Origin of the sequence: Nocardia sp. NPDC058705, from assembly GCF_042749305.1 — a bacterium.
Lineage (GTDB): Bacteria > Actinomycetota > Actinomycetes > Mycobacteriales > Mycobacteriaceae > Nocardia.
Genome location: NZ_JBHYRN010000022.1, coordinates 53,704 through 73,410 on the forward strand (window position 1 = coordinate 53,704; position 19,707 = coordinate 73,410).

The 19,707-nt window shown below is 67.8% G+C and carries 17 protein-coding genes and 1 tRNA gene; 8 read left to right on the forward strand and 10 right to left on the reverse strand.

The genetic code is table 11. The annotated features are described in order from the left end of the window. Window positions 1-2 precede the first annotated feature (2 nt). The gene (nudC, locus tag ACFW6D_RS23105; RefSeq protein WP_379331278.1) at window positions 3-893 is read left to right on the forward strand and encodes an NAD(+) diphosphatase; all 891 of its coding nucleotides are present in this window, start codon (window positions 3-5) and stop codon (window positions 891-893) included. Between the two features lie 2 nt (window positions 894-895). Here the strand turns inward: nudC and ACFW6D_RS23110 are convergent, their stop codons facing one another. Beyond that, the gene (locus ACFW6D_RS23110) at window positions 896-1,129 is read right to left on the reverse strand and encodes a mycoredoxin (RefSeq protein ID WP_379331397.1); all 234 of its coding nucleotides are present in this window, start codon (window positions 1,127-1,129) and stop codon (window positions 896-898) included. Window positions 1,130-1,226: 97 nt separating this feature from the next. Here ACFW6D_RS23110 and ACFW6D_RS23115 point away from each other — a divergent pair, with 97 nt between their 5' ends. The 3 genes from ACFW6D_RS23115 to ACFW6D_RS23125 all read left to right on the forward strand — a co-directional run bounded on the left by ACFW6D_RS23115 (window position 1,227) and on the right by ACFW6D_RS23125 (window position 4,277). Further along, a complete protein-coding gene (locus ACFW6D_RS23115; protein ID WP_379331399.1) occupies window positions 1,227-3,374 on the forward strand; it encodes an ATP-dependent DNA helicase UvrD2 in 2,148 nt (715 codons plus the stop codon). Window positions 3,375-3,494: 120 nt separating this feature from the next. Beyond that, window positions 3,495-3,815, forward strand: coding sequence for a hypothetical protein (locus ACFW6D_RS23120; protein WP_379331280.1), 321 nt, complete (start codon window positions 3,495-3,497; stop codon window positions 3,813-3,815). 138 nt (window positions 3,816-3,953) lie between these two features. Next, on the forward strand, window positions 3,954-4,277 hold the full coding sequence (locus ACFW6D_RS23125; RefSeq protein WP_379331282.1) for a WhiB family transcriptional regulator: 324 nt from the start codon (window positions 3,954-3,956) through the stop codon (window positions 4,275-4,277). A 65-nt stretch (window positions 4,278-4,342) separates the two neighbouring features. On the opposite strand, the gene ACFW6D_RS23130 is transcribed toward ACFW6D_RS23125, so the two are convergent. The 3 genes from ACFW6D_RS23130 to ACFW6D_RS23140 all read right to left on the reverse strand — a co-directional run bounded on the left by ACFW6D_RS23130 (window position 4,343) and on the right by ACFW6D_RS23140 (window position 8,267). Beyond that, complete coding sequence (locus ACFW6D_RS23130) at window positions 4,343-5,695, reverse strand: ABC1 kinase family protein (protein ID WP_379331284.1); 1,353 nt, start codon at window positions 5,693-5,695, stop codon at window positions 4,343-4,345. Between the two features lie 58 nt (window positions 5,696-5,753). Then, a complete protein-coding gene (locus ACFW6D_RS23135) occupies window positions 5,754-6,629 on the reverse strand; it encodes a TOMM precursor leader peptide-binding protein (RefSeq protein WP_379331286.1) in 876 nt (291 codons plus the stop codon). Window positions 6,630-6,839: 210 nt separating this feature from the next. Beyond that, window positions 6,840-8,267 carry a zinc-dependent metalloprotease gene (locus ACFW6D_RS23140; RefSeq protein ID WP_379331288.1) on the reverse strand — a complete coding sequence of 476 codons (1,428 nt, stop codon included), beginning with the start codon at window positions 8,265-8,267 and terminating at the stop codon, window positions 6,840-6,842. Between the two features lie 128 nt (window positions 8,268-8,395). Here ACFW6D_RS23140 and ACFW6D_RS23145 point away from each other — a divergent pair, with 128 nt between their 5' ends. Then, complete coding sequence (locus ACFW6D_RS23145; protein ID WP_379331290.1) at window positions 8,396-9,421, forward strand: PDZ domain-containing protein; 1,026 nt, start codon at window positions 8,396-8,398, stop codon at window positions 9,419-9,421. On the opposite strand, the gene ACFW6D_RS23150 is transcribed toward ACFW6D_RS23145, so the two are convergent. Continuing rightward, entirely contained in the window at window positions 9,422-10,000 is a 579-nt protein-coding gene (locus tag ACFW6D_RS23150; protein ID WP_379236866.1) for a PPA1309 family protein, read from the reverse strand. It abuts the gene before it with no gap. Window positions 10,001-10,157: 157 nt separating this feature from the next. Between ACFW6D_RS23150 and ACFW6D_RS23155 the strand changes: the two genes are divergently transcribed. Beyond that, window positions 10,158-13,136, forward strand: coding sequence for a UPF0182 family protein (locus ACFW6D_RS23155; protein WP_379331292.1), 2,979 nt, complete (start codon window positions 10,158-10,160; stop codon window positions 13,134-13,136). Between the two features lie 68 nt (window positions 13,137-13,204). Here ACFW6D_RS23155 and ACFW6D_RS23160 read toward each other — a convergent pair whose 3' ends face one another. Next, window positions 13,205-13,750 (reverse strand): transglycosylase family protein, encoded by a 546-nt coding sequence (locus ACFW6D_RS23160; protein ID WP_379331294.1) that lies wholly within the window; start codon window positions 13,748-13,750, stop codon window positions 13,205-13,207. Between the two features lie 355 nt (window positions 13,751-14,105). On the opposite strand from ACFW6D_RS23160, the gene ACFW6D_RS23165 reads away from it, so the two are divergent. Next, window positions 14,106-14,179 (forward strand) — tRNA-Met (locus ACFW6D_RS23165). 51 nt (window positions 14,180-14,230) lie between these two features. Here ACFW6D_RS23165 and ACFW6D_RS23170 read toward each other — a convergent pair. The 4 genes from ACFW6D_RS23170 to ACFW6D_RS23185 form a co-directional block, all read right to left on the reverse strand. Further along, window positions 14,231-14,488, reverse strand: coding sequence for an HPr family phosphocarrier protein (locus ACFW6D_RS23170; protein ID WP_379331296.1), 258 nt, complete (start codon window positions 14,486-14,488; stop codon window positions 14,231-14,233). A 26-nt stretch (window positions 14,489-14,514) separates the two neighbouring features. Next, window positions 14,515-16,737 carry a fructose-specific PTS transporter subunit EIIC gene (locus ACFW6D_RS23175; RefSeq protein WP_379331298.1) on the reverse strand — a complete coding sequence of 741 codons (2,223 nt, stop codon included), beginning with the start codon at window positions 16,735-16,737 and terminating at the stop codon, window positions 14,515-14,517. 144 nt (window positions 16,738-16,881) lie between these two features. After that, a complete protein-coding gene (locus ACFW6D_RS23180; RefSeq protein ID WP_379331300.1) occupies window positions 16,882-17,862 on the reverse strand; it encodes a 1-phosphofructokinase family hexose kinase in 981 nt (326 codons plus the stop codon). Continuing rightward, on the reverse strand, window positions 17,859-18,626 hold the full coding sequence (locus ACFW6D_RS23185) for a DeoR/GlpR family DNA-binding transcription regulator (protein ID WP_379331302.1): 768 nt from the start codon (window positions 18,624-18,626) through the stop codon (window positions 17,859-17,861). Before ACFW6D_RS23185 ends, ACFW6D_RS23180 begins: the two co-directional genes overlap by 4 nt. Window positions 18,627-18,888: 262 nt before the next feature. On the opposite strand from ACFW6D_RS23185, the gene ACFW6D_RS23190 reads away from it, so the two are divergent. Continuing rightward, window positions 18,889-19,707, forward strand: a complete 819-nt coding sequence (locus ACFW6D_RS23190) for an amino acid-binding protein (protein ID WP_379236852.1) — start codon at window positions 18,889-18,891, stop codon at window positions 19,705-19,707.

Consider the following 19,707-nt stretch of genomic DNA (forward strand, 5'->3'; position numbering starts at 1 on the left):
ATGTGTCGTTCCGGCTGAAAGATGTTCCGCTGCTGTCACGTTCCACCATCGACCGGGCTGAGAACGCCCGGCTCGATCCCGGTGCGCTGCGCGAAGGGTGGGGAAAAGCGAAGATTCTGCGAATCGACCCGCGCGGGAAAGTGCGGGTGCAGGACGGCAGGATCATCCTCGACCCGGCCGCTTCGGTGGCCGACGGACCAGGTGAGGGCGCGGTATTCCTCGGCGTCGTCGACGGCAGCCACCTGTGGGCCACGCGCGCGCCCGAACTCGACGGCACCCTGAAGGATCTGCGCACGCTCGGCGCCGTCGACGACTTCACCGCCGAACTACTGTCCACCGCGTACGCGCTGCTCAACTGGCACGACCGAGCCGGATTCCACGGTGGCGACGGCACGGCGACCACGTCGGCGCGCGGCGGTTGGTCGCGGCTGACAGCCACGGGCGAGGAAGAATTCCCGCGCATCGACCCCGCCGTTATCTGCCTGGTCCACGACGGCGCCGATCGCGTACTGCTCGCCCGGCAGCAGAGCTGGCCGGAGACGATGTTCTCGCTGCTGGCAGGCTTCGTCGAAGTGGGCGAATCGCTGGAACACTGCGTGGAACGCGAGGTCCGCGAGGAGGTCGGCGTCGACCTGCGCGATATCCACTACCTCGGCAGCCAGCCGTGGCCGTTCCCGCGCTCGCTGATGGTGGGCTTCGCCGCGGTCGGCGACCCCGATCAGGAACTCGTGTTCTCCGACGGCGAGATCGCCGAAGCGCACTGGTTCACCCGCGACGAGGTCCGGGCCGCGCTGCAGGTCGGCGACTGGTCGGCGAGAGAACCCGGCGCACGACTGCTTGTGCCCGGATCCATCTCGATCGCGCGATCGATCATCGAGTCCTGGGCGGACTGACTTCAGGCCTGCTGGGCAGCCAATGCCTGCTTGACCGCGGCCAGCGACGGGTTGGTCGCGGTGGAGCCGTCGCGGTACTTGATCGTCGGCACCACGTGGTTGCCGTTGTTGACGCTGCCGACGAATTCGGCCGAAGCGGGGTCGTCCTCGATGTCGATCACCGTGTAGGTGATGCCCGCCTCGTCGAGTTGGGTTCGCAGGCGTCGGCAGTAGACGCACCACGTGGTCGAGTACATCGTCAGGTCTGGGTTCGCTTCAGTCACGAAAGGTGCAACGTCGCAGGGTGGCGCTGTGTTCCTTGCCCGTCGCGGCAAGTTGTCGGTGGGCGCTGTCATGATGGTGCGCGTGCCAGCACTCGATCTCACCGCCCTCGACCCGGAACAGGCCGCCGCGGTGCGGGCACCACGGGGGCCGGTGTGCGTGCTCGCCGGCGCGGGCACGGGCAAGACCAGAACGATCACGCATCGGATCGCGCATCTGATCGCGGGCGGACATGTGAAGGCCGACCAGGTGCTCGCGGTGACCTTTACCGCGCGGGCGGCGGGGGAGATGCGCAATCGGTTGCGCACGATGGGGCTCGGCGGCGACGCCGGACAGGTCCAAGCGCGCACCTTCCACGCCGCCGCGCTGCGGCAACTGCGGTACTTCTGGCCGCAGGTGGTGGGCGATGTGCCGTGGCGGCTGATCGACAGCAAGTTCCCGATCGTCTCGCAGGCCGCGCAACGGGCGGGGCTGCGCGCCTCCACCGAAATGGTGCGTGACCTGCTCAGCGAGATCGAATGGGCCAAGGCCTCGCTGATCGCACCCGAGGACTATCCGGCCGCTGCGGCCAGACATCACCGGGACGCGCCGGTCGATGTGGCCAAGGTCGCCGAGGTGTACCAGGGCTACGAATCCGCGAAAGCCTCCGCCGACGGCCTGCTGCTCGACTTCGACGACCTGCTCCTGCACACCGCGGCCGCGCTCGAGGATTACCCGGCCGTCGCCGACGAGTTCCGTGGTCGCTACCGCAGTTTCGTCGTCGACGAATACCAGGACGTCACGCCGCTGCAGCAGCGGGTGCTCGACGCCTGGCTGGGTGAACGCGACGACCTCACCGTCGTCGGCGACGCGAACCAGACCATCTACTCGTTCACCGGCGCCACCCCGTCCTACCTGCTCGACTTCTCCCGGCGTTTCCCCGACGCCACCGTGGTCCGGCTCGAACGCGACTACCGGTCGACACCGCAGGTGGTGTCGCTGGCGAACCAGGTCATCGGCGCCGCGCGCGGACGCATCGCGGGCACCCGCCTTGCCCTGATCGGCCAGCGCCCGGACGGTCCCGAACCGGAATTCGCCGAATACGCCGACGCGCAGGCCGAAGCCGTCGCCGTCGCCGGGCAGATCCAGAAACTGATCGCCAACGGGACGCCCGCCGCCGAAATCGCGGTGCTGTACCGGACCAACGCACTGTCGGAACCGTTCGAACAGGTGCTGACCGCGCGTGAGATTCCGTTCCAGGTGCGCGGTGGCGAGGGCTTTTTCCACCGGCAGGAAGTGCGCCAGGCGATATCGGCACTGCGTCAGGTCGACTCGCGCGATGACCTGCCCGACGAGGCGCGCAGTGGATCGTCGCTGATCACGCTGGTGCGGGCCGCGCTGGCGCCGGTCGGGCTCACCGCGGAGGAACCGGCCGGTGCGCAGGCGAAGGAGCGGTGGTCCTCGCTGCTGGCGCTGGTGCAGCTCACCGAGGAACTGGTCAGCCACGACGACGAACTGGACCTCACCGCGCTGCTGCGCGAACTCGCGACCCGCGCCGAGGCCAAACACCCACCCACCGTCGACGGCGTCACCCTGGCATCGCTGCACGCGGCCAAGGGCCTGGAATGGGACGCGGTGTTCCTGGCCGGACTCACCGACGGCACGCTGCCGATCTTCCACGTGCTCGGCAAGAAGAACGGGCCCGTCGACGAGGCAGGGCTGGAAGAAGAACGGCGGCTGCTCTACGTCGGTGTCACGCGGGCCCGCGAACACCTGAACCTGTCGTGGACCCAGCGACGCATGCAGGCCAGCGGCGACTCCCGGCCGGTCACCCGCTCGCGGTTCCTCACCGGGCTGATTCCGGACAGTTCGCCTGCCACCCGGATCGCGGTCGAGGTCCCGAGTTCGGCCGAGTCCAAACGGCCGCTGTGCCGCGTGTGCCTCAAACCGTTGCTCGGTACCTACGCCACCATGCTCGGCCGCTGCAAGCGGTGCCCCGGCGAGGTCGACCCGCTCTTGCTGGAGGCGCTCACCGAGTGGCGCGCGGAGAAGGCCGAAGCGCTGCGCAGGCGCGACTTCGTGATCTTCACCGACACCACGCTCACCGCGATCGCCGAACAGCTACCCACCGACGATGCCGCGCTGGCGGCCATCGCGGGGATCGGCCCGCAGAAGATCAAGGACTACGGTGCCGACGTGCTCGCCATCGTTGCTTCACGTTTGCGAGCGAGGAGCACATAACCCCAGGTAGAAAATAAGTTGTTAGGTTCTCGATCATTGCCTATGGTGGAGAACACGCACCGAGAGTGATCATGGTGCGCGGTAATTGTTCACACACGAGTTCAGGAGGGAGGCAGACACATGAACACGAACACGAACACCACGTTCGAGACGTTCGCCGAGCAAGTCTTGGTGAATCGCGTCCTGGTGAACGAATTTGTCATGTCCGCCTCCCGGGGGGTCCTCGCTCTGCAGGGGACCGGTCTGTCCGGCGGCGATGCCAAAGCTTCGATTCATCTCCTCCAGGACAAGCCCAGCGTGGGTTGGCAGCCGACCGCCGTTTCGGCACCGGCAGCACCCGCCGATGAAGCCGGTTACGCGCCGGAGTTCATCGGCGCAATCCGCCTCCGCGTCCACCCAGCGACCGTGATCAGGAATCGACAGAAATGTCGAAGTAGGTAGGGAACACCTCCCAGACCTCCTGGCCACGGATCGCGACAAGCGAAATCCGTGGCCATATTTATTTCGGCTCCTCAGCCGTAGGCACCGGGTTCGCACACCGAACATTCCACCGCTGCAAACGAACTGAAGGAGAACGACGTGTTCACCGCCCAGGACTGGCCGACGGCCACTACTGACGTGACATGCCGAACCGAGGCGCAGACCTCTCGTGTCCGTGAGGGCACCAAGACTCTGCCGTGCCGGGGGGCAAACCCCGATCTGTGGTTCGCTGAGAGCCCGACCGACCTGGAGCAGGCCAAGGAACTGTGCGCGGCCTGCCCCATCCGCAAGACCTGCCTGACCGCGGCCATCGACCGCGCCGAGCCGTGGGGCGTGTGGGGCGGTGAGATCTTCGACCAGGGTGTCGTGATCGCCCGCAAGCGTCCCCGCGGTCGCCCGCGCAAGGTCGCGATCATGGCATGAACCCGGGAAAAGGGTTGTACCGCAAGCGAACCGCTCACCTCGTCATGGTGAGCGGTTCGTTTGTATCAGGAGGCTTGTTCGGTGCGGAAGCCCGGGACCCAGGTGCGGACCAGGTTCATGAAACCGAGTTCGGCGTCGAGTTGGGCCAGGATGCCGACCGAACCGCCCAGCACCCGGAAGACGGTGAGGTATTCGGCCGGAAGTTGCAGAGCGCGAGCGGTTTTCATCTCCGGGCTGGAGAACTCCGAGGCCTTGCCCGCTACCCGCTGCATCCACGCGCGGGTGAAGTGGAAGGTGTCGGTGCGGATCGGGTCGCTGAACGGGCGCAGGTATGCCTCGATCTCCTCGTGGGTCACCTTCCGTCCCGGAATGACCCAGCCGTGCTCGTAGAGGAGTTCGGTGAGGGCGGCGTGCTCGTCGGCGACGGCCAGGGCGAGCATCCGGCCGAGAATCTCCGGGAAGCCGCCGGGCATCGGTGCGCAGGCGCCGAAGTCGAGGACGGCCAGGGTGCCGTCGGGCCGGATCAGGAAATTGCCGGGGTGTGGGTCGCCGTGCAGCAGACCGACCAGCTCGGGTGAGCTGAAGTGGAAGGTTCCCATCAGCTCGGCGATCCGGTTGCGCTGGGCGAGGGTGCCCTCGGGATCCTCGGCGCCTGCCTTGATCAGCGCCGACACCGGGGTGCCGTCGAGCCATTCGGTGACGATCACCTTCGGGGAACCGGCCACCACCTTCGGGACCGTGATGGTGGGATGGCCCTCGAACGCGGCGGCGAAGCGGCGCTGGTTCGCGGCCTCGATGCGGTAGTCGAGTTCTTCCTCGGTGCGCTCGGTGATCTCGGCGAGCAGCGGCTTCACATCGGCGCCGGGGATCACCGACGAGAGCAGCCCGGTCATCCGGGACAGCGTTTTCAGGTCGGCGCGCAATGCGTCGTCGGCGCCGGGGTACTGCACCTTCACCGCCACCGCGCGCCCGTCGGACCACACCGCACGGTGCACCTGGCCGATGCTGGCCGAGGCGGCGGGAGTGTCGTCGAAGGAGGTGAAGCGTTCGCGCCACTTGGTGCCCAGTTGCTGGTCGAGCACGCGATGCACCGTCGCGGCCGGCATCGGCGGTGCCGCCGCCTGCAGTTTGGTCAGCGCCTCGCGGTAGTGCTCACCGAACTCCTCAGGGACGGCGGCTTCCATCACGCTCAGCGCCTGCCCGAACTTCATCGCGCCGCCCTTGAGCTCGCCCAGCACGGTGAACAGCTGCTCGGCGGCCTTCTGGTTCAGGTTGGCATTGATCTGCTTCTTGTCACCGCCGACGAGCTTCTTGCCGAACCCCACGGCGGCTCGTCCGGCGATGCCGAGAGGAATCTTGGCCATCTTGGCATTGCGGCTGGAACTGCGGCGCACGATCTCGGACACGGTACCCATCATGGCCGAACCTGCGGGGTGTGTGCCATAAGAATGCTCACACCGGCCACTGCGATGCCCGTCACCGCGATGTTCCCGGTGCGCGCGCGGTCATGTTCCGGCAGCCGCAGTCCTGATGCGGTAGCCACGGTCGACGCTGGATCTCGTGGGTGTCGAGGTCCAATTCCACGGTGGCGTCGAGGGTGCGCGGTGCCCGCCGCGGCGAGCAGGCGATGATTGCCTCGAGTTCGCCGAGCGCCAGCGCTGTTGTCGCGGCGATGCCGGCCGGGGAGGCGTGCCCGGTGCGGCCGAGGAGCTGGGCGGCCAGATGCGGCCAGTCGGTATCGAATCCGGCCCGGGTCAGGTCGGCACAGCGCAGGCAGCTGGTCTCGCCGGGCAGCACCAGCGGGCCGACCACACCGATCCCGTCGCGGACCCGCACCTGCAGATGCGGCACCCGGCGCAACACCAGGTCCACCGACAAGCCGGGATCGATCATCAACGCGTCGGTGAGCACCACCAGATCGCCCGGAGCGGTGCCGACGGCCGTACCTGGCCGATACTCGCGCGAGCGGGTGGGCCGAAAACCCATGCGCCGCAATCCGATCGCCACGGCGTCGGAGAGCGGGCCGAGGCCGTGCACCGTGATGCTGCGGATCTTGCCCAGTTTGGGCTCGGGTTCGAGCAGCAGGCCCGCCCGCTCGATCGCGGTGAGCATGCCCATGGTGCGATCGGGGCTGATGCCGAATTCGCCTGCGCGCCAGACGATCTGGGGACGTGACTGCAAGCCGTCGAGCAGTCGCAGGAAGGCGAGCACGGTGCCGGTGTCGTGCTCGGTGGTTTCCAGCAGCAGCGCGCGTTCGGGGTCCCAGCCGAGCTGGACCGTGCCGGACGGGCGAACCAGGGTGGTCACTCGCGGATGGAGCATCGGTCCGCGCAATGGAGAGGTGGTGGTCATGGTCAGAAGTATCGGCACCCGGCCATACCGCGACCGGCGCCGAAAGCCGAGTTATCCACAGGCTTTCGGCGTGTCGGCGGGACGACTTCGAACTGTGAACAGCCTGTGTACGGCGGGTCAGCGCCCCGATTTCACACGACCGTTAGCCGCGGAACCGTGTTGCGCCACCGAGATCGAAAGTTTTCTCATCGACCTCGGTGGCGGTGCGGATCAGGACTTGCCGGTGTCGGAATCGCCTTCGTCACGCGGGGTTTCGTCGGCATCCTTGGCCTTGGCCGCGTCGCGTTCGCGGGCCTCGGTCTCGGCCAGCTGGGCCAGCGGATCGTCGAAAGCGCCGGTGCCGCCGCCGATCACCGAGTCGATGAACCCGGCGGGGGAGTCGAGATCGGTGGAATCGGGCAGCAGATCGGGGTGCTCCCACACCTTGTCGCGGCGTTCCATTCCCGCATCGGTGGTGAGCCTGCGCCACAGCGCCGACGCCTCACGTACCTTGCGCGGCCGCAATTCCAGTCCGACGAGGGTGGCGAAGGTCTGCTCGGCGGGTCCACCGGACGCTCGACGGCGCCGCAGCGTCTCCGACAGCGCACCCGCGCCCGGCAGGCGCTCACCCACCGCATCGGTGACCACGACATCGACCCAGCCCTCGATCAGGGCCAGGAGGGTTTCCAGGCGCTCGAGCGCCTGTTTCTGCTCGGGCGTGGTCTGCGGCTCGAACGTGCCCTGCGACAGCAGTTCCTCCAGCTTGGACGGGTCGCTCAGCGACATCGGGTCGATGCCCTGCGCGGCTTCCTCGATCGCGGAGAAGTCCATCTTGATGCCGCGCGCGTAACCCTCGACTGCGCCGAGCACCTGCTGGCGCAGCCACGGCACATGCGCGAAAAGCCGCTGGTGGGCGGCCTCGCGGGCCGCCAGGAAGACCATGATCTCGCTCTCGGGCTGCTCGAGCCCCTCGCTGAACGCCGAGATCGCGGTCGGCAGCAGCGCCGCGGTACCGGCCGGACCCAACGGCAGACCGATATCGGTGGAGGTCAGCACCTCCTTGGCCAGCTGGCCGAGCGCCTGACCGAGCTGGGAACCGAACGCCAGTCCGCCCATCTGGCCGAGCATGCCGACCATCGGTCCGGCGAACTGCTTGGCTTCCTCGGGCAACTGCGCGGTCCACATGCCCGAGATCTGCTCGGCCACCGGATCGCACAGGCGCTTCCAGGTGGGCAGGGTCTCTTCGATCCAGTCGTTCGGGGTCCACGCGACAGTTTTGGTGGCGCCCGCGGGCAGCACGGTGGCGCCGTCGAGCCACAGTTCGGCCAGGTGCGCCGCGTCGGTCACCGCGGTGGTGGTGCTCGCGGCGATCGGGGCGATGGTGGAGCCGAGCTGCTGGCGGGCCAGTCGCTTGGCGACGTCGTAGTTGACCGGACCGGCCTGCGAGCCCGCCGGACCCATGCCCTGGCCCATGCCGCTGATCATCTGCCCGAGCTGGCTCAGCATCTGGCCCAGCTGCGACGGATCGAACCCGCCCGCACCACCGGCGCCCGCTCCGAAACCGAACGGATCGTTTCCGCCGGGTCCGTTGCCCTCGTCGCGACGCTTGCCGGACTCGTCGTCGTCGCCGGTCGAGAAGCCGAAGGGGAGATCGCTCATACCTCTTACGTTACGCGGGACCCCTGGGGCTTCGGTGTTCGCGCATCGCGAAATCGCCCGGCACGACCCGCGCCGCAAATGCGTGCCACTGCCGTCGGTCACGACCGTCGATCACTACTGTGGTCGGAGTGAATCGTCGGATCCTCACCCTGATCGTCGCCCTCGTCCCAGTTCTCGTGCTCGGCGTGGCCGGCAGCGTGGTCACCGTGCCGTTCGTCGCCCTCGGCCCCGGGCCGACCTTCGACACCCTCGGCCAGGTGGAAGGCAAGCCGGTGGTCGATGTCACCGGCGCGCCGCTGGATCCCACGAGCGGGCACCTCAATATGACGACCGTGTCGGTGCGCGACGGGCTGAACCTGTTCGAGGCGTTCGGGTTCTGGGTCAGCGGCGAGCACGGCCTCGTACCGCGCGCCGAGGTGTACCCGCCCGGCGTGTCGCGCGAGGAGGTCGACAAGTCCAACCAGCAGGACTTCAAGGATTCCGAGAGCGATGCCGAGGTCGCCGCGCTGCACTACCTGAAGATGCCGACGGTCGTGCTGGTGCGCGGACTCGGTGAGGAAGGCCCGGCCAACGGCGTGCTCGAGGTCGGCGACCAGCTGATCAGCATCGACGGCACCCCGATCACCGCGCCCAAGGACGTGATCGACATCGTCGGCACCAAAGGCCCCGGCACCGCCATCTCCGTCGTCTACCGACGCGGCGACGCCGAGCAGACCAGCCAGATCACCCTGGCACCTCGCCCCGGCGACGAGGCCAAGGGCTACCTCGGCATCACCCCCGGCGAAGGCGGACGGCCGCCGCTGGAGGTCGAGTTCAACCTCGCCGATATCGGCGGACCCTCGGCGGGCCTGATGTTCAGTCTCTCGCTGATCGACAAGCTCTCGCCGGGCGAGCTCAACGGCGGCAAGTTCGTCGCGGGCACCGGCACCATCGACCAGGAGGGCAAGGTCGGCCCGATCGGTGGCATCCAGTACAAGATGATCGCCGCGCGCGAGGCGGGCGCGGAAACGTTCCTCGTCCCCGCCGACAACTGCAACGAGGCAGTTCAGCGCTTTCCCGAGGGCCTGCGCCTGGTGAAGGTGGACACCCTCGACAGCGCGATCACCTCGCTGACCGCCATCAACGAAGGCCGCGAACCTATTAGCTGCGGGTAGTCACTCCAACGTGTGGTGCAGGGCCTCGACCAGGCCCGGTGCCAGGTCGGGGTAGGTGCGCAGGTCGAGGTCGCCGAAGCCGTCGTCGTCTTCGGGGCGGATCTGCAGCAGGCACAGGGTCGCGCCCTGGCGCAGCACGCCCGCGATGAGCCGGGCGTCGCGGCGACCCGGGTGCGCGTGCGCGGCGGCGCGCCCGGCCGCGTCCGCGGCTTCGTCGTCGGCCAGCAGCGGCACCAGGGCCTCGTCGAGATCGCTCTCGGCGTCGGGCGGCAGCACCACGATCTCCTGCACCAGCACGCAGCCTTCGACCGCGGGCGGCCAGGTGGTGGTGGCCAGGAATTCGTCGAGCGCCATCGACCCGCCGGTGATGTCGTCGGGAAAGGCTTCCTGGGCAACGGGGGTCAGTTCGCTGCCGTCGTCGAGCTGATCCTGCAGGTCGGGTTCGGCCGCGGCCAGGTCGGCGGTCGGCACCAACGCGAACATCTGCGGCGGGTTTCCCCAGCCCTCGGCGTCGGCGAACTCGACGACCTCGCGCACACAGCGGGCGAGGAGAACTTCGGCGTGCTCGTCTTCGGTCACCCGCACATCCAATCATTTTCGGCCCACGCGCTTGCACGGTGTCCGATTTCCGTAGAGTGGGCGCCAACGGTCCGGCAACGGATCACCCGCATCATTCGGACTGCGGTGACTGCGCCGATTCACGGTGTGGAACCGCCGGAGCATGGAGAGTGGCACCGTGGGCATGCGGCCCCCCACCGGCTTACCTTCGTTGTCCCGACGCAGCCGTGTGCTGCTTGTGACAGCAGTCGTCCTCGCGGCGCTGCTGCTGCTCGGGCCCCGATTCACCGACGCCTATACCAATTGGTTGTGGTTCGGTGAGGTCGGTTATCGCAGTGTGTATCTCGGCGTGTTGGTCACGCGGCTGATCTTGTTCGTGGTCGTCGCGCTGTTCGTCGGCCTGGTGGTCTGGGCGGCGCTGCTGCTGGCCTACCGGTCGCGGCCGGTGTTCGTGCCGGTCGCCGGACCCAACGATCCGATCGCGCGCTACCGCACGACCGTGATGAGCAAGCTGCGCCTGTTCGGCATCGGCATCCCGGTGCTGCTCGGCGTGCTGTCGGGGCTGGTCGCGCAGTCGAATTGGGCGACGGTGCAGCTGTTCCTGCACGGTGGCGAGTTCGGTCAGCAGGACCCGCAGTTCGGCCTCGACATCGGTTTCTACACCTTCGATCTGCCGTTCTACCGGATGGTGCTGAACTGGCTGTTCGTCGCCGTGGTGATCGCGTTCTTCGCGAACCTGGTGACCCACTACGTGTTCGGTGGCCTGCGACTGGCCGGGCGCGAAGGCACCCTCACCAGGGCCGCGCGCGTGCAGCTCGCGGTGATCGCGGGAATCTTCGTGCTGCTCAAGGCGGTGGCGTACTGGTTCGACCGGTACGACCTGTTGTCGAGTACGCGCAAAGAACCAACGTTCGGTGGTCCGTCGTACACCGACATCATGGCGGTGCTGCCCGCCAAACTGATCCTGCTGTCGATCGCGGTGATCTGCGCGCTGGCGTTCTTCACCGGAATCGTGTTGCGCGACCTGCGCGTTCCCGCGATGGCGGCGGCGCTACTCGTGCTGTCGTCGATCCTGGTCGGTGCAGTGTGGCCGATGGTGGTCGAACAGTTCTCGGTGCGCCCGAACGCCGCGGAGAAGGAAAGCCCGTATATCGAGCGCAATATCCAAGCCACGCGCGAGGCCTACGGCATCACCGACGACAAAGTCGAATATCAGAACTATCAGGGCGAGAGCAAGAAGAGCCCGCTCGAGGTGTCCGCTGACGCGGCCACCATCGGCAATGCTCGCCTGCTGGATCCGAACATCTTGTCGCCCACCTTCACTCAGTTGCAGCAGCGGAAGAACTTCTACGGCTTCCCCGAGTCGCTCGACATCGACCGCTACAGCCTCAACGGCGACATCCAGGACTACATCGTGGCCGCGCGCGAGCTGCACCCGGCCGCGCTGTCGGGCAACCAGAAGGACTGGATCAACCAGCACACCGTCTACACCCACGGCAACGGCTTCGTCGCCGCACCGGCCAACCGGGTGAACAAGCCGCAGTCCGAGGCCCAGAGCGCCACGGGTGGCAGCGATTCGGGTTACCCGCTGTTCATGGTGAGTGACCTTTTCACCAAGGTCGAGGACCAGCAGATCAAGGTCGATCAGCCGCGCATCTACTACGGCGAGCTGATCGCCCAGACCGACCCCGACTATGCCATCGTCGGAACCGCCGAGGGCCAGGAGCCCCGCGAATACGACACCGACCAGGCGCAGTTCACCTATGACGGCAGTGGAGGCGTGCCGATCGGGAACTGGTTCAACCGGCTGGCCTTCGCCGCCAAGTACGCCGAGCGCAACATCTTGTTCTCCTCCGCGATCAGCGAGGACTCCAAGATCTTGTTCAACCGCGGTCCGCGTGAGCGGGTGCAGAAGGTCGCACCGTGGCTGACCACCGACGGCAACGCCTACCCGGCGGTGATCGGCGGCCGCGTGAAGTGGATCGTCGACGCCTACACCACCCTCGACAAGTACCCCTACGCCCAGCCGACCTCGCTCGACGGTGCGGTCGAGGACAGCATCGACAAGAAGACCGGGCGCGTGATCCCGCGCAAGGAAGTGAGCTACATCCGCAACTCGGTGAAGGCCACCGTCGACGCCTACGACGGCACCGTCACCCTGTACGAGACCGACACCGTCGACCCGGTGCTCAAGGCCTGGCGTGGGGTGTTCCCCGACGCGGTGAAGCCGCAGAGCGAGATCTCGCCCGAGCTGCGCGCGCACTTCCGCTACCCGGAGGATCTGTTCAAGGTCCAGCGCGAAATGCTCACCAAGTACCACGTGGACAATCCGCGAGAGTTCTTCACCAACAACGCGTTCTGGTCGGTACCCAATGACCCGACCATCGAGGGCGGGACGTTCAAGCAGCCCCCGTACTACGTGTTGCTCGGCGACCCGAAGACCAACAAGCCGGTGTTCAATCTGACTTCGGCGATGGTCGGCTACAACCGAGAGTTCCTGTCGGCCTACATCTCGGTTCGGGCAGACCCCGACGGGTACGGCAAGTTCACGGTGTTGCAGCTACCGGTGGAAACGCAGACCCAGGGTCCGCAGCAGACACAGAACGCGATGACCACCGCAGGCGCTGTCTCCCAAGAGAAAACCCTGCTGTCGAACTCGAACAAGATCCGCTACGGCAACCTGCTCACCCTGCCGGTGGCCGACGGCGGCATCCTCTACGTCGAACCGTTCTACAACGAACGCAATACCGGTTCGTCGACCTTCCCGCAGCTGCTTCGCGTGCTCGTGAGTTATCGCGACGCGGGAGGCAGCGTGAAGGTCGGTTACGCGGCGACGCTGGCCGAGGCGCTGAACCAGGTGATGCCGGGTGCGGGCTCGCTGGCGACACCGTTCGGTGGCGATCCGTCGGTGAAGCCGAAACCGGGGGCGACCCCACCGGTGGACCAGGGCACTGTCACCCCGCCCGGCACCACCCCGCCGCCGGGGACAACACCGCCTGCGGGCACGGCGACCCAGGAGGCCGCGGCCGCCGAGCTCAACCGCAAGATCGAGGCGGTGCGCACGGCGATGCGGTCGGGCAACTTCACCGATTACGGCAAGGCCCTCGATGAACTGGACGCCGCGATGAAGGCGTACCAGGAGGCCGCAGGCCGGTAACCACCCGGACAGCAAGAAAGGCCCCGTCACGATGACGGGGCCTTTCTTGTGCAGGGGGAACTTCTGGATCAGCCGCCGATCGAGGCGATCAGCGGAGCGTTGGCGGTGAGCAGGTCCTGGTACTGACCCGCGACACCGTACTGGTCGGCCAGCGCCTGACCGGCGGCCTTGGCCTGGTCAACGGCGATCTGGGCTTCGGTCTTGGCCTGGGCGGGCAGCTCGACGGGGAGTTCGACGGCGGGCTCCTCGACGGCGGGCTCTGGCGTGGACGCGCCCGACTGCAGGTACTGGCCGCAGTGCGGCCACGCGCCGACGCCCTGGCTGGCGAGCACGTTCTCCGCGACGCGGATCTGCTCTTCCTTGCTGGCGTTGTGGGCCGAACCCTGGCCGCCGTTGGCTGCCCAGGTGCTCTGCGAGAACTGCAGGCCGCCGTAGTAGCCGTTGCCGGTGTTGATGCCCCAGTTGCCGCCGCTCTCGCACTGGGCGACGCCGTCCCAGTTGTAGGCGGCGGCGGAGGCGGTACCGGTGGCGAGGCCGAACGGAACGGCAACAAGGGCGCCGGCGATGGCGGCGACGCCAAGGGCGCGGGTGCTGAATTTCCGGGTCTCAGTCATGAGGGAGACGCTAACCAATGAATCGATGCCGATCACATCTTGATAACGAGTGAATTCTATGAATGGAATAGACGTCTTATCGATGTTTACGCTGCATAGCCAGTGGGAATACCTAGATTCCGGTCGGTCTGTTATTGGGTCGTTATGTGTTCGGGATCACGAGGTAATAGTGACGCCGCTCACCGAAACTCGGCCCAGCTACGCTCGGCTGCCGAAATGTGTGATGGCTGCCACGTTCGAAGCCCTCGAAGTGCGGTTTTGCTTGGCGAGGAATGCGCCCGCCGACGAGAAAACCCCCACTGACCTCACGATTTGGCGTCACGCGCACCCATGTGTAATGTTGTGTTCACACCGACGCGGGGTGGAGCAGCTCGGTAGCTCGCTGGGCTCATAACCCAGAGGTCGCAGGTTCAAATCCTGTCCCCGCTACAAAACGAAAGGCCCGGAACCAGTGGTTCCGGGCCTTTCGCGTTTCCGGGGTTATGCGTCCAGATCGCTGGCGACGAGTTCGGCGATCTTGTCCAGGGTCGGCTGGTCGTCGCTGGTGATCACGACTTCCGCGCCCTGGCCCGCGCCGAGGGTCATGATCATCAGCGCGGAGCCCGCGTCGACCGGGTCGCCGCCGGTGACGGCGATGGTGACGGGGACGCCTGCCGCGGCGACCGCTTCGGCGATCAGGGCGGCGGGACGGGCGTGCAGGCCGACCGAGGAGCCGACGGTGACGGTGGTGCTTGCCATGGGATATCTCCTTGTGTGAAGGGGTTTTACGCGGTGGTGAGGACGGGGGTCGCGGGCTGCTTGCGGGTGAACTCCTTGGCGACGGTCACGCACAGGGCCGCGACGACGGTGCCTGCCAGCAGCGAGACCACGAACCAGGCGATGTGGCCGATCGCGAAGAACACGAAGATGCCGCCGTGCGGTGCGCTGAGGGTGACCTGGGTGGCCATCACCAGACCGCCGGTCACCGCGCCGCCGACCATCATCGACGGCAGCACGCGCAGCGGGTCGGCGGCGGCGAACGGGATGGCGCCCTCGGAGATGAACGAGGCACCCAGCAGCCAGGCGGCCTTGCCGTTCTCGCGCTCGGCCTCGGTGTAGAGGCGCGGACGGACCAGTGTCGACAGCGCCATCGCCAGCGGCGGCACCATGCCCGCGGCCATCACCGCGGCCATGATTCGCAGGGTCGCGGGATCGTTCACCGACAGGCCCGCGGCGGCGAACGAGTAGGCGGCCTTGTTGACCGGGCCACCGAGGTCGAAGCACATCATCACGCCCAGAATGACACCGAGCGCGACCGCGGAGGTGCCGGACAGGCCGGAGAGCCAGTCCTGGAGTCCGTTGGTCACCGCGGCCAGTGGCTTGCCGAGCAGCACGAACATCAACAGGCCGACGATCGCTGAGGCGAGCAGCGGAATGACCACCACCGGCATCAGCCCGCGCGCCCAGACCGGCACCGGCAGCTTGCTCACATACAGCGCCGCGAACCCGGCCACCAGACCACCGACGAGACCGCCGAGGAAGCCCGCGCCGACGAAGACCGCGATCGCGCCCGCTGTGAAACCCGGTGCGAGACCGGGGCGGTCGGCGATCGCGAAGGCGATATAGCCGGCCAGTGCCGGGACGAGGAAGCTGAAGGCGAGCGAGCCGATCTGGAACAGCACCGCACCGAAGTAGGTGGCCAGACCACCGTCGGGCAGGTCGGTGATCGAGTTGTCCAGGACGATCGTTTTCGCGCTGTCGGAGATCTCGTAGCCGCCGAGCAGGAAGCTCAACGCGATCAGCAGACCGCCCGCGGCGACGAACGGGATCATGTAACTGACGCCGGTCAGCAAGATCTGCCGCAGGCGAGTACCCCAGCCGATCCCCTTGGCCGTTGAGTCCGAGGGTGCGGGGGTGGTGCCGCCGACTGTGACCGCACCCGGATTATCGCTGGCCGCAACGGCTTCCGCGATCATCTTGTCGGGTTCGTTGATGGCGCGTTTGACGCCGGACTCGATCACCGGCTTGCCCGCGAATCGGCCGCGGTCCTTCACTCCGACATCGGTGGCGAAGATGACGGCGTCGGCCTCGGCGATGGTCGACGGAGCGAGTTTGTCGCCGCCGCTGGAGCCCTGGGTTTCCACTGCGATGTCCACACCTGCGCGTTCGCCCGCGGCGGTCAGGGAGTCGGCGGCCATATAGGTGTGGGCGATGCCGGTGGGACAGGCGGTCACAGCGACGATCTTCTTGGGCGCGCCGGCCTTCGCGGTGCTGACCGGCGCTGTGCCCCCGGCTGCAGCGTCCCTGGCGGAGGCAGCCGTAGCGCCGTCGGTTCCCACACGGGACGCAGCTGTGCCAGATGCGGCGGCACCGGCGGCGACTGCCGCCGCGCCGACACCGGTGGCCGACGAGCCGGAGGCAGCAGTCGTGCCGGGATCGCCGCCGGCGGAGGTCGAACCTGTTGCGCCGTCGGCGGTTGCACCCGTCGAACCGGTCGCCGCTGGGCCCGCCGCAGCGGTGGAAGATGTTGTCGCGGTCGCGGATCCGGTCGGCGGGGGATTGATGACGCCGTCGACGAGGGTGACCACATCCGCCGGGGTCGCGGCGGCGCGTAGATCGGCGACGAAGGCCGGACGAACCAGTGCGCGAGCCAGCGACGACAACAGCTTCATGTGCTCGGCCCCCGCGCCTTCCGGAGCCGCGATCAGGAAGACCAGGTCGGCAGGCCCGTCGGGCGCGCCGAAGTCGACGGCGGGGGACAGGCGTGCGAACCCCAGCGACGCGGAGGTGACGGCGGCCGATCGGCAGTGCGGGATCGCGATGCCGCCGGGTAGGCCGGTCGCCGATTGCGCCTCCCTGGCCAGCGCGGCCATGCTCACCGAGGCAGCATCGGTCGTGCGGCCCGCGGCGGCGAGCTTGTTCGCGAGCGCGGTGATCACGGCGCTCTTGTCGGCGCCGAGGTCGGCGTCGAGCGTGATCAGGTCTGGGGTGATGATCGAATCGGCCATCGTCGTGTTCTTTCCGGAGTGGGGGCAAAGCAGGGGGGCGATGCGGTCGGCCGGGCTATCGGCGCCGACCGGTTGCGGTCGAGCACGCGGGGTGACGGTCCGCGCACGCGGTCGGGTCGCGAATCAGCGACCGAGTAGCGGTGCTCATGCCGGAGCCTGCGGCCGGTTGGCAGTGAGCGGGTGGGCCGTGACCGCCTCGAGAAGGATGTCGGCAGGGCCGGGTAGCCCGGTGCCGGGCAGGGCGGTGGCTGCGCTGCCGTAGGCGACGGCGGTGCGCAGGCGGTCGGCGAGGGAGGCGCCCGCGAGGTCGGCGAGTAGGTAGCCTGCCAGGGCCGAGTCGCCCGCGCCGACGGTGCTGCGTGGGACGATCGGCGGGGCAGCGGCGAACCACGCGTCGTCGGCGGTGACCAGGACCGCGCCTGCCGCGCCGAGGGTGGCCAGCACCGCACCGACACCGCGGTCGATCAACGATGCGGCGGCTTCGGCTGCGGCCATAGGGTTTTCGAGGTCGACGGGGTCGAGACCGGTGAGCTGGGCCAGTTCGTCGGAGTTCGGTTTGACGAGATCCGGTACGGGGCCGACCGATTCGGCGAACAAGGCGAGCAGGGGCGCGTCGGAGGTATCGACGGCGACGCGGGTGCGTCGAGTTCCGTTGGGTAACAGCGACAATGTGGCGACGAGCCGCGCGTACCAGTCGACGGGAACTCCCGGCGGCAGTGATCCGGACAGCACGATCCACTCGGCCCCGGACGCCAATTCGACGAGCAGTGCGGTGATTTCGGCCAGACTCCGGGCGTCGAGCGGGTAGCCGGGCTCGTTGATCTTGGTTGTGGTGCCGTCGGTTTCGGCAATGGTCAGGTTGACCCGCGGTCCTCCGGCGACCGGCACTGTACGGAATTCGATTCCCGCAGTGCGCAATCCGTGCACCACCGGATCGTCTTCGGCCCCGGGCAACACCGCGAGCACCGGCGCCCCACCCTCGGACACCACCCGCGCGACATTCACCCCCTTGCCACCGGGATGCGACGTGACGCTCGCCGCGCGATGCACCTGCCCGCGCCGCAACAGCTCGGTGAGCGTGACCGTGCGGTCCAGACTCGGGTTCGCGGTCAGGGTGACGATCATGCGGACACCACCTCGATTCCTTCGGTGACCAGTTCCGCGTGCGCGGTGGCCGGGATGTCGGTATCGGTGACCAGGACGTCGATGTCGGCGGTATCGCCGAATCGCACGAAGTCCTCGCGCCCGATCTTGCTCGCGTCGGCGACCACCACGACCCGATCGGCGGCGGCGATCATCGCGCGTTTCACGGCCGCCTCCTCCGGGTCGGGGGTGGACAGCCCGTGTCGCACGGTGAGTGCGTTGGTGCCGAGAAACGCCACGTCGACCCGCAATTCGCCGAGTAGCCGCAAGGTCTCGGCGCCGACGGCGGCCTGGGTGACCCCGCGAACCCGCCCGCCGAGCAGGTGCAAGCGCACCCCGGCGAACCCGGTGAGGCGCGCGGCGACCGGCAGCGAGTTGGTGACGGTGACCAGGTCGACGTCGATCGGCATGGCCGCGGCCACCCGGACGGTCGTCGTGCCCGCGTCGAACAGCACGCTGCCACCGGCGCGCGGGAGGTATTGCTGGGCGAGTTCGGCGATCCGGTCCTTCTCCGCGGCGCGGGTGCTGTCGCGCTCGGCGGTGCCCGGTTCGAAGGTGGTGAGCGCACCGGATCCGACCGCGCCGCCGTGCACTCGCCGGATCACGCCGAGCCGGTCGAGTACCGCGAGGTCGCGGCGCACGGTCTCGGTGGTGACCCCGTACTGGTCGGCGAGTTCGGCGACGGAGACGCGCCCGCGATGCCCGATCAGGGTCGCGATCGCCTGCTGTCGTTCCTCGGCGTACATGGGTTCCTCCGGTCTGGCGTGAATCTGTACTCATGTTGTTTTATGCCCGCTTGTGTGGGTTTGTCAATGATTTTTGGTGAGCCGAGTCACAATTGTTGCCGTCGCCTATCGCGGTGGAAGGTGTCGGCAGTCACAGGAAAGCCGGGTGCGTGTTCGGTATCACGGGGAAGTTCTTGCAGGTCAACAGTTTTCGCTGCGCCTTTCACCTCGCCGTTACGCACCTCGTCCAAGATCGACACGTTGGCCACCGATCCTGACTTCCATGTGGCGATTCGCAGTGCGACCCCGTGTCAACGCCCTGGCCTGCGAGGTCTGCGGCCGACTCCCGCATCCGGGCCGGACCAGGCTCACCCTGGCGAAACTCGCCGCGGTGTTCCCGGTGGAGCTGGCGCTGCACGCGCTGGTCGTGCACCTGCACCCGCCGTACCTGCTCACCGTCGCCCTGCTCACGATCACCACCACGATCCTGGTGATCTGGGTGGTGGAACCGTCGGCGATGCGCGTGCTCGGCGGCTGGCTGCACAGCCCTGAACTGCGCACTCGCGAGCGCATCGACGCCGCGCCAGCGCTCTGGCGGATCCGCGTGCGCCTGGCGGACAGACCCGGCGCGCTCGAGACCCTGGCCAAACATCTCGCGCACCGCGACGCCAACATTCTCACCGTGCATGTGCACCAACTAGAGGACGCGGTACTCGACGAACTCGTCGTCGCCGCCCCCGTCGAGGTCACGGCGCCCACGATCACCGCGGCCGTGGAACACGCGGGAGGTTCGCAGGTGCGGGTCTGGCCGGCGACCGTGCTGTCGCTGATCGACGGGCAGACCAAAGCGCTGGCTATCGCCGCCCGCATCGTCGGCGATCCGGACGAATTGCCGTTGGCGGTAGCCGAACTGCTCGGCGCGCGCTATCTCGCGCCCGGCACGCCGGAGGTGCCCGAACCAGGGGAGGGCACGCTGTTGGAATTGGACAGCGACGATCGGCGCTGGGGTTTCGTGCGTCCGGACGAACCGTTCACACCCGCCGAGATCGCCCGCGCGCATCGGCTCGCCGATCTCGCGGCGCTCACCGTGCGGCGGCGGTAA

What these genes read in the sequence shown, in the direction of transcription:
- ACFW6D_RS23170 (WP_379331296.1), bottom strand. Translation starts at nt 14,488, where the DNA reads ATGGCAAGCACCACCGTCACCGTCGGCTCCTCGGTCGGCCTGCACGCC.
- ACFW6D_RS23120 (WP_379331280.1), top strand. Translation starts at nt 3,495, where the DNA reads ATGAACACGAACACGAACACCACGTTCGAGACGTTCGCCGAGCAAGTC.
- ACFW6D_RS23175 (WP_379331298.1), bottom strand. Translation starts at nt 16,737, where the DNA reads ATGGCCGATTCGATCATCACCCCAGACCTGATCACGCTCGACGCCGAC.
- ACFW6D_RS23160 (WP_379331294.1), bottom strand. Translation starts at nt 13,750, where the DNA reads ATGACTGAGACCCGGAAATTCAGCACCCGCGCCCTTGGCGTCGCCGCC.
- ACFW6D_RS23190 (WP_379236852.1), top strand. Translation starts at nt 18,889, where the DNA reads ATGTGGCGATTCGCAGTGCGACCCCGTGTCAACGCCCTGGCCTGCGAG.
- ACFW6D_RS23185 (WP_379331302.1), bottom strand. Translation starts at nt 18,626, where the DNA reads ATGTACGCCGAGGAACGACAGCAGGCGATCGCGACCCTGATCGGGCAT.
- ACFW6D_RS23115 (WP_379331399.1), top strand. Translation starts at nt 1,227, where the DNA reads ATGATGGTGCGCGTGCCAGCACTCGATCTCACCGCCCTCGACCCGGAA.
- ACFW6D_RS23130 (WP_379331284.1), bottom strand. Translation starts at nt 5,695, where the DNA reads ATGATGGGTACCGTGTCCGAGATCGTGCGCCGCAGTTCCAGCCGCAAT.
- ACFW6D_RS23180 (WP_379331300.1), bottom strand. Translation starts at nt 17,862, where the DNA reads ATGATCGTCACCCTGACCGCGAACCCGAGTCTGGACCGCACGGTCACG.
- ACFW6D_RS23135 (WP_379331286.1), bottom strand. Translation starts at nt 6,629, where the DNA reads ATGACCACCACCTCTCCATTGCGCGGACCGATGCTCCATCCGCGAGTG.
- ACFW6D_RS23110 (WP_379331397.1), bottom strand. Translation starts at nt 1,129, where the DNA reads ATGTACTCGACCACGTGGTGCGTCTACTGCCGACGCCTGCGAACCCAA.
- ACFW6D_RS23140 (WP_379331288.1), bottom strand. Translation starts at nt 8,267, where the DNA reads ATGAGCGATCTCCCCTTCGGCTTCTCGACCGGCGACGACGACGAGTCC.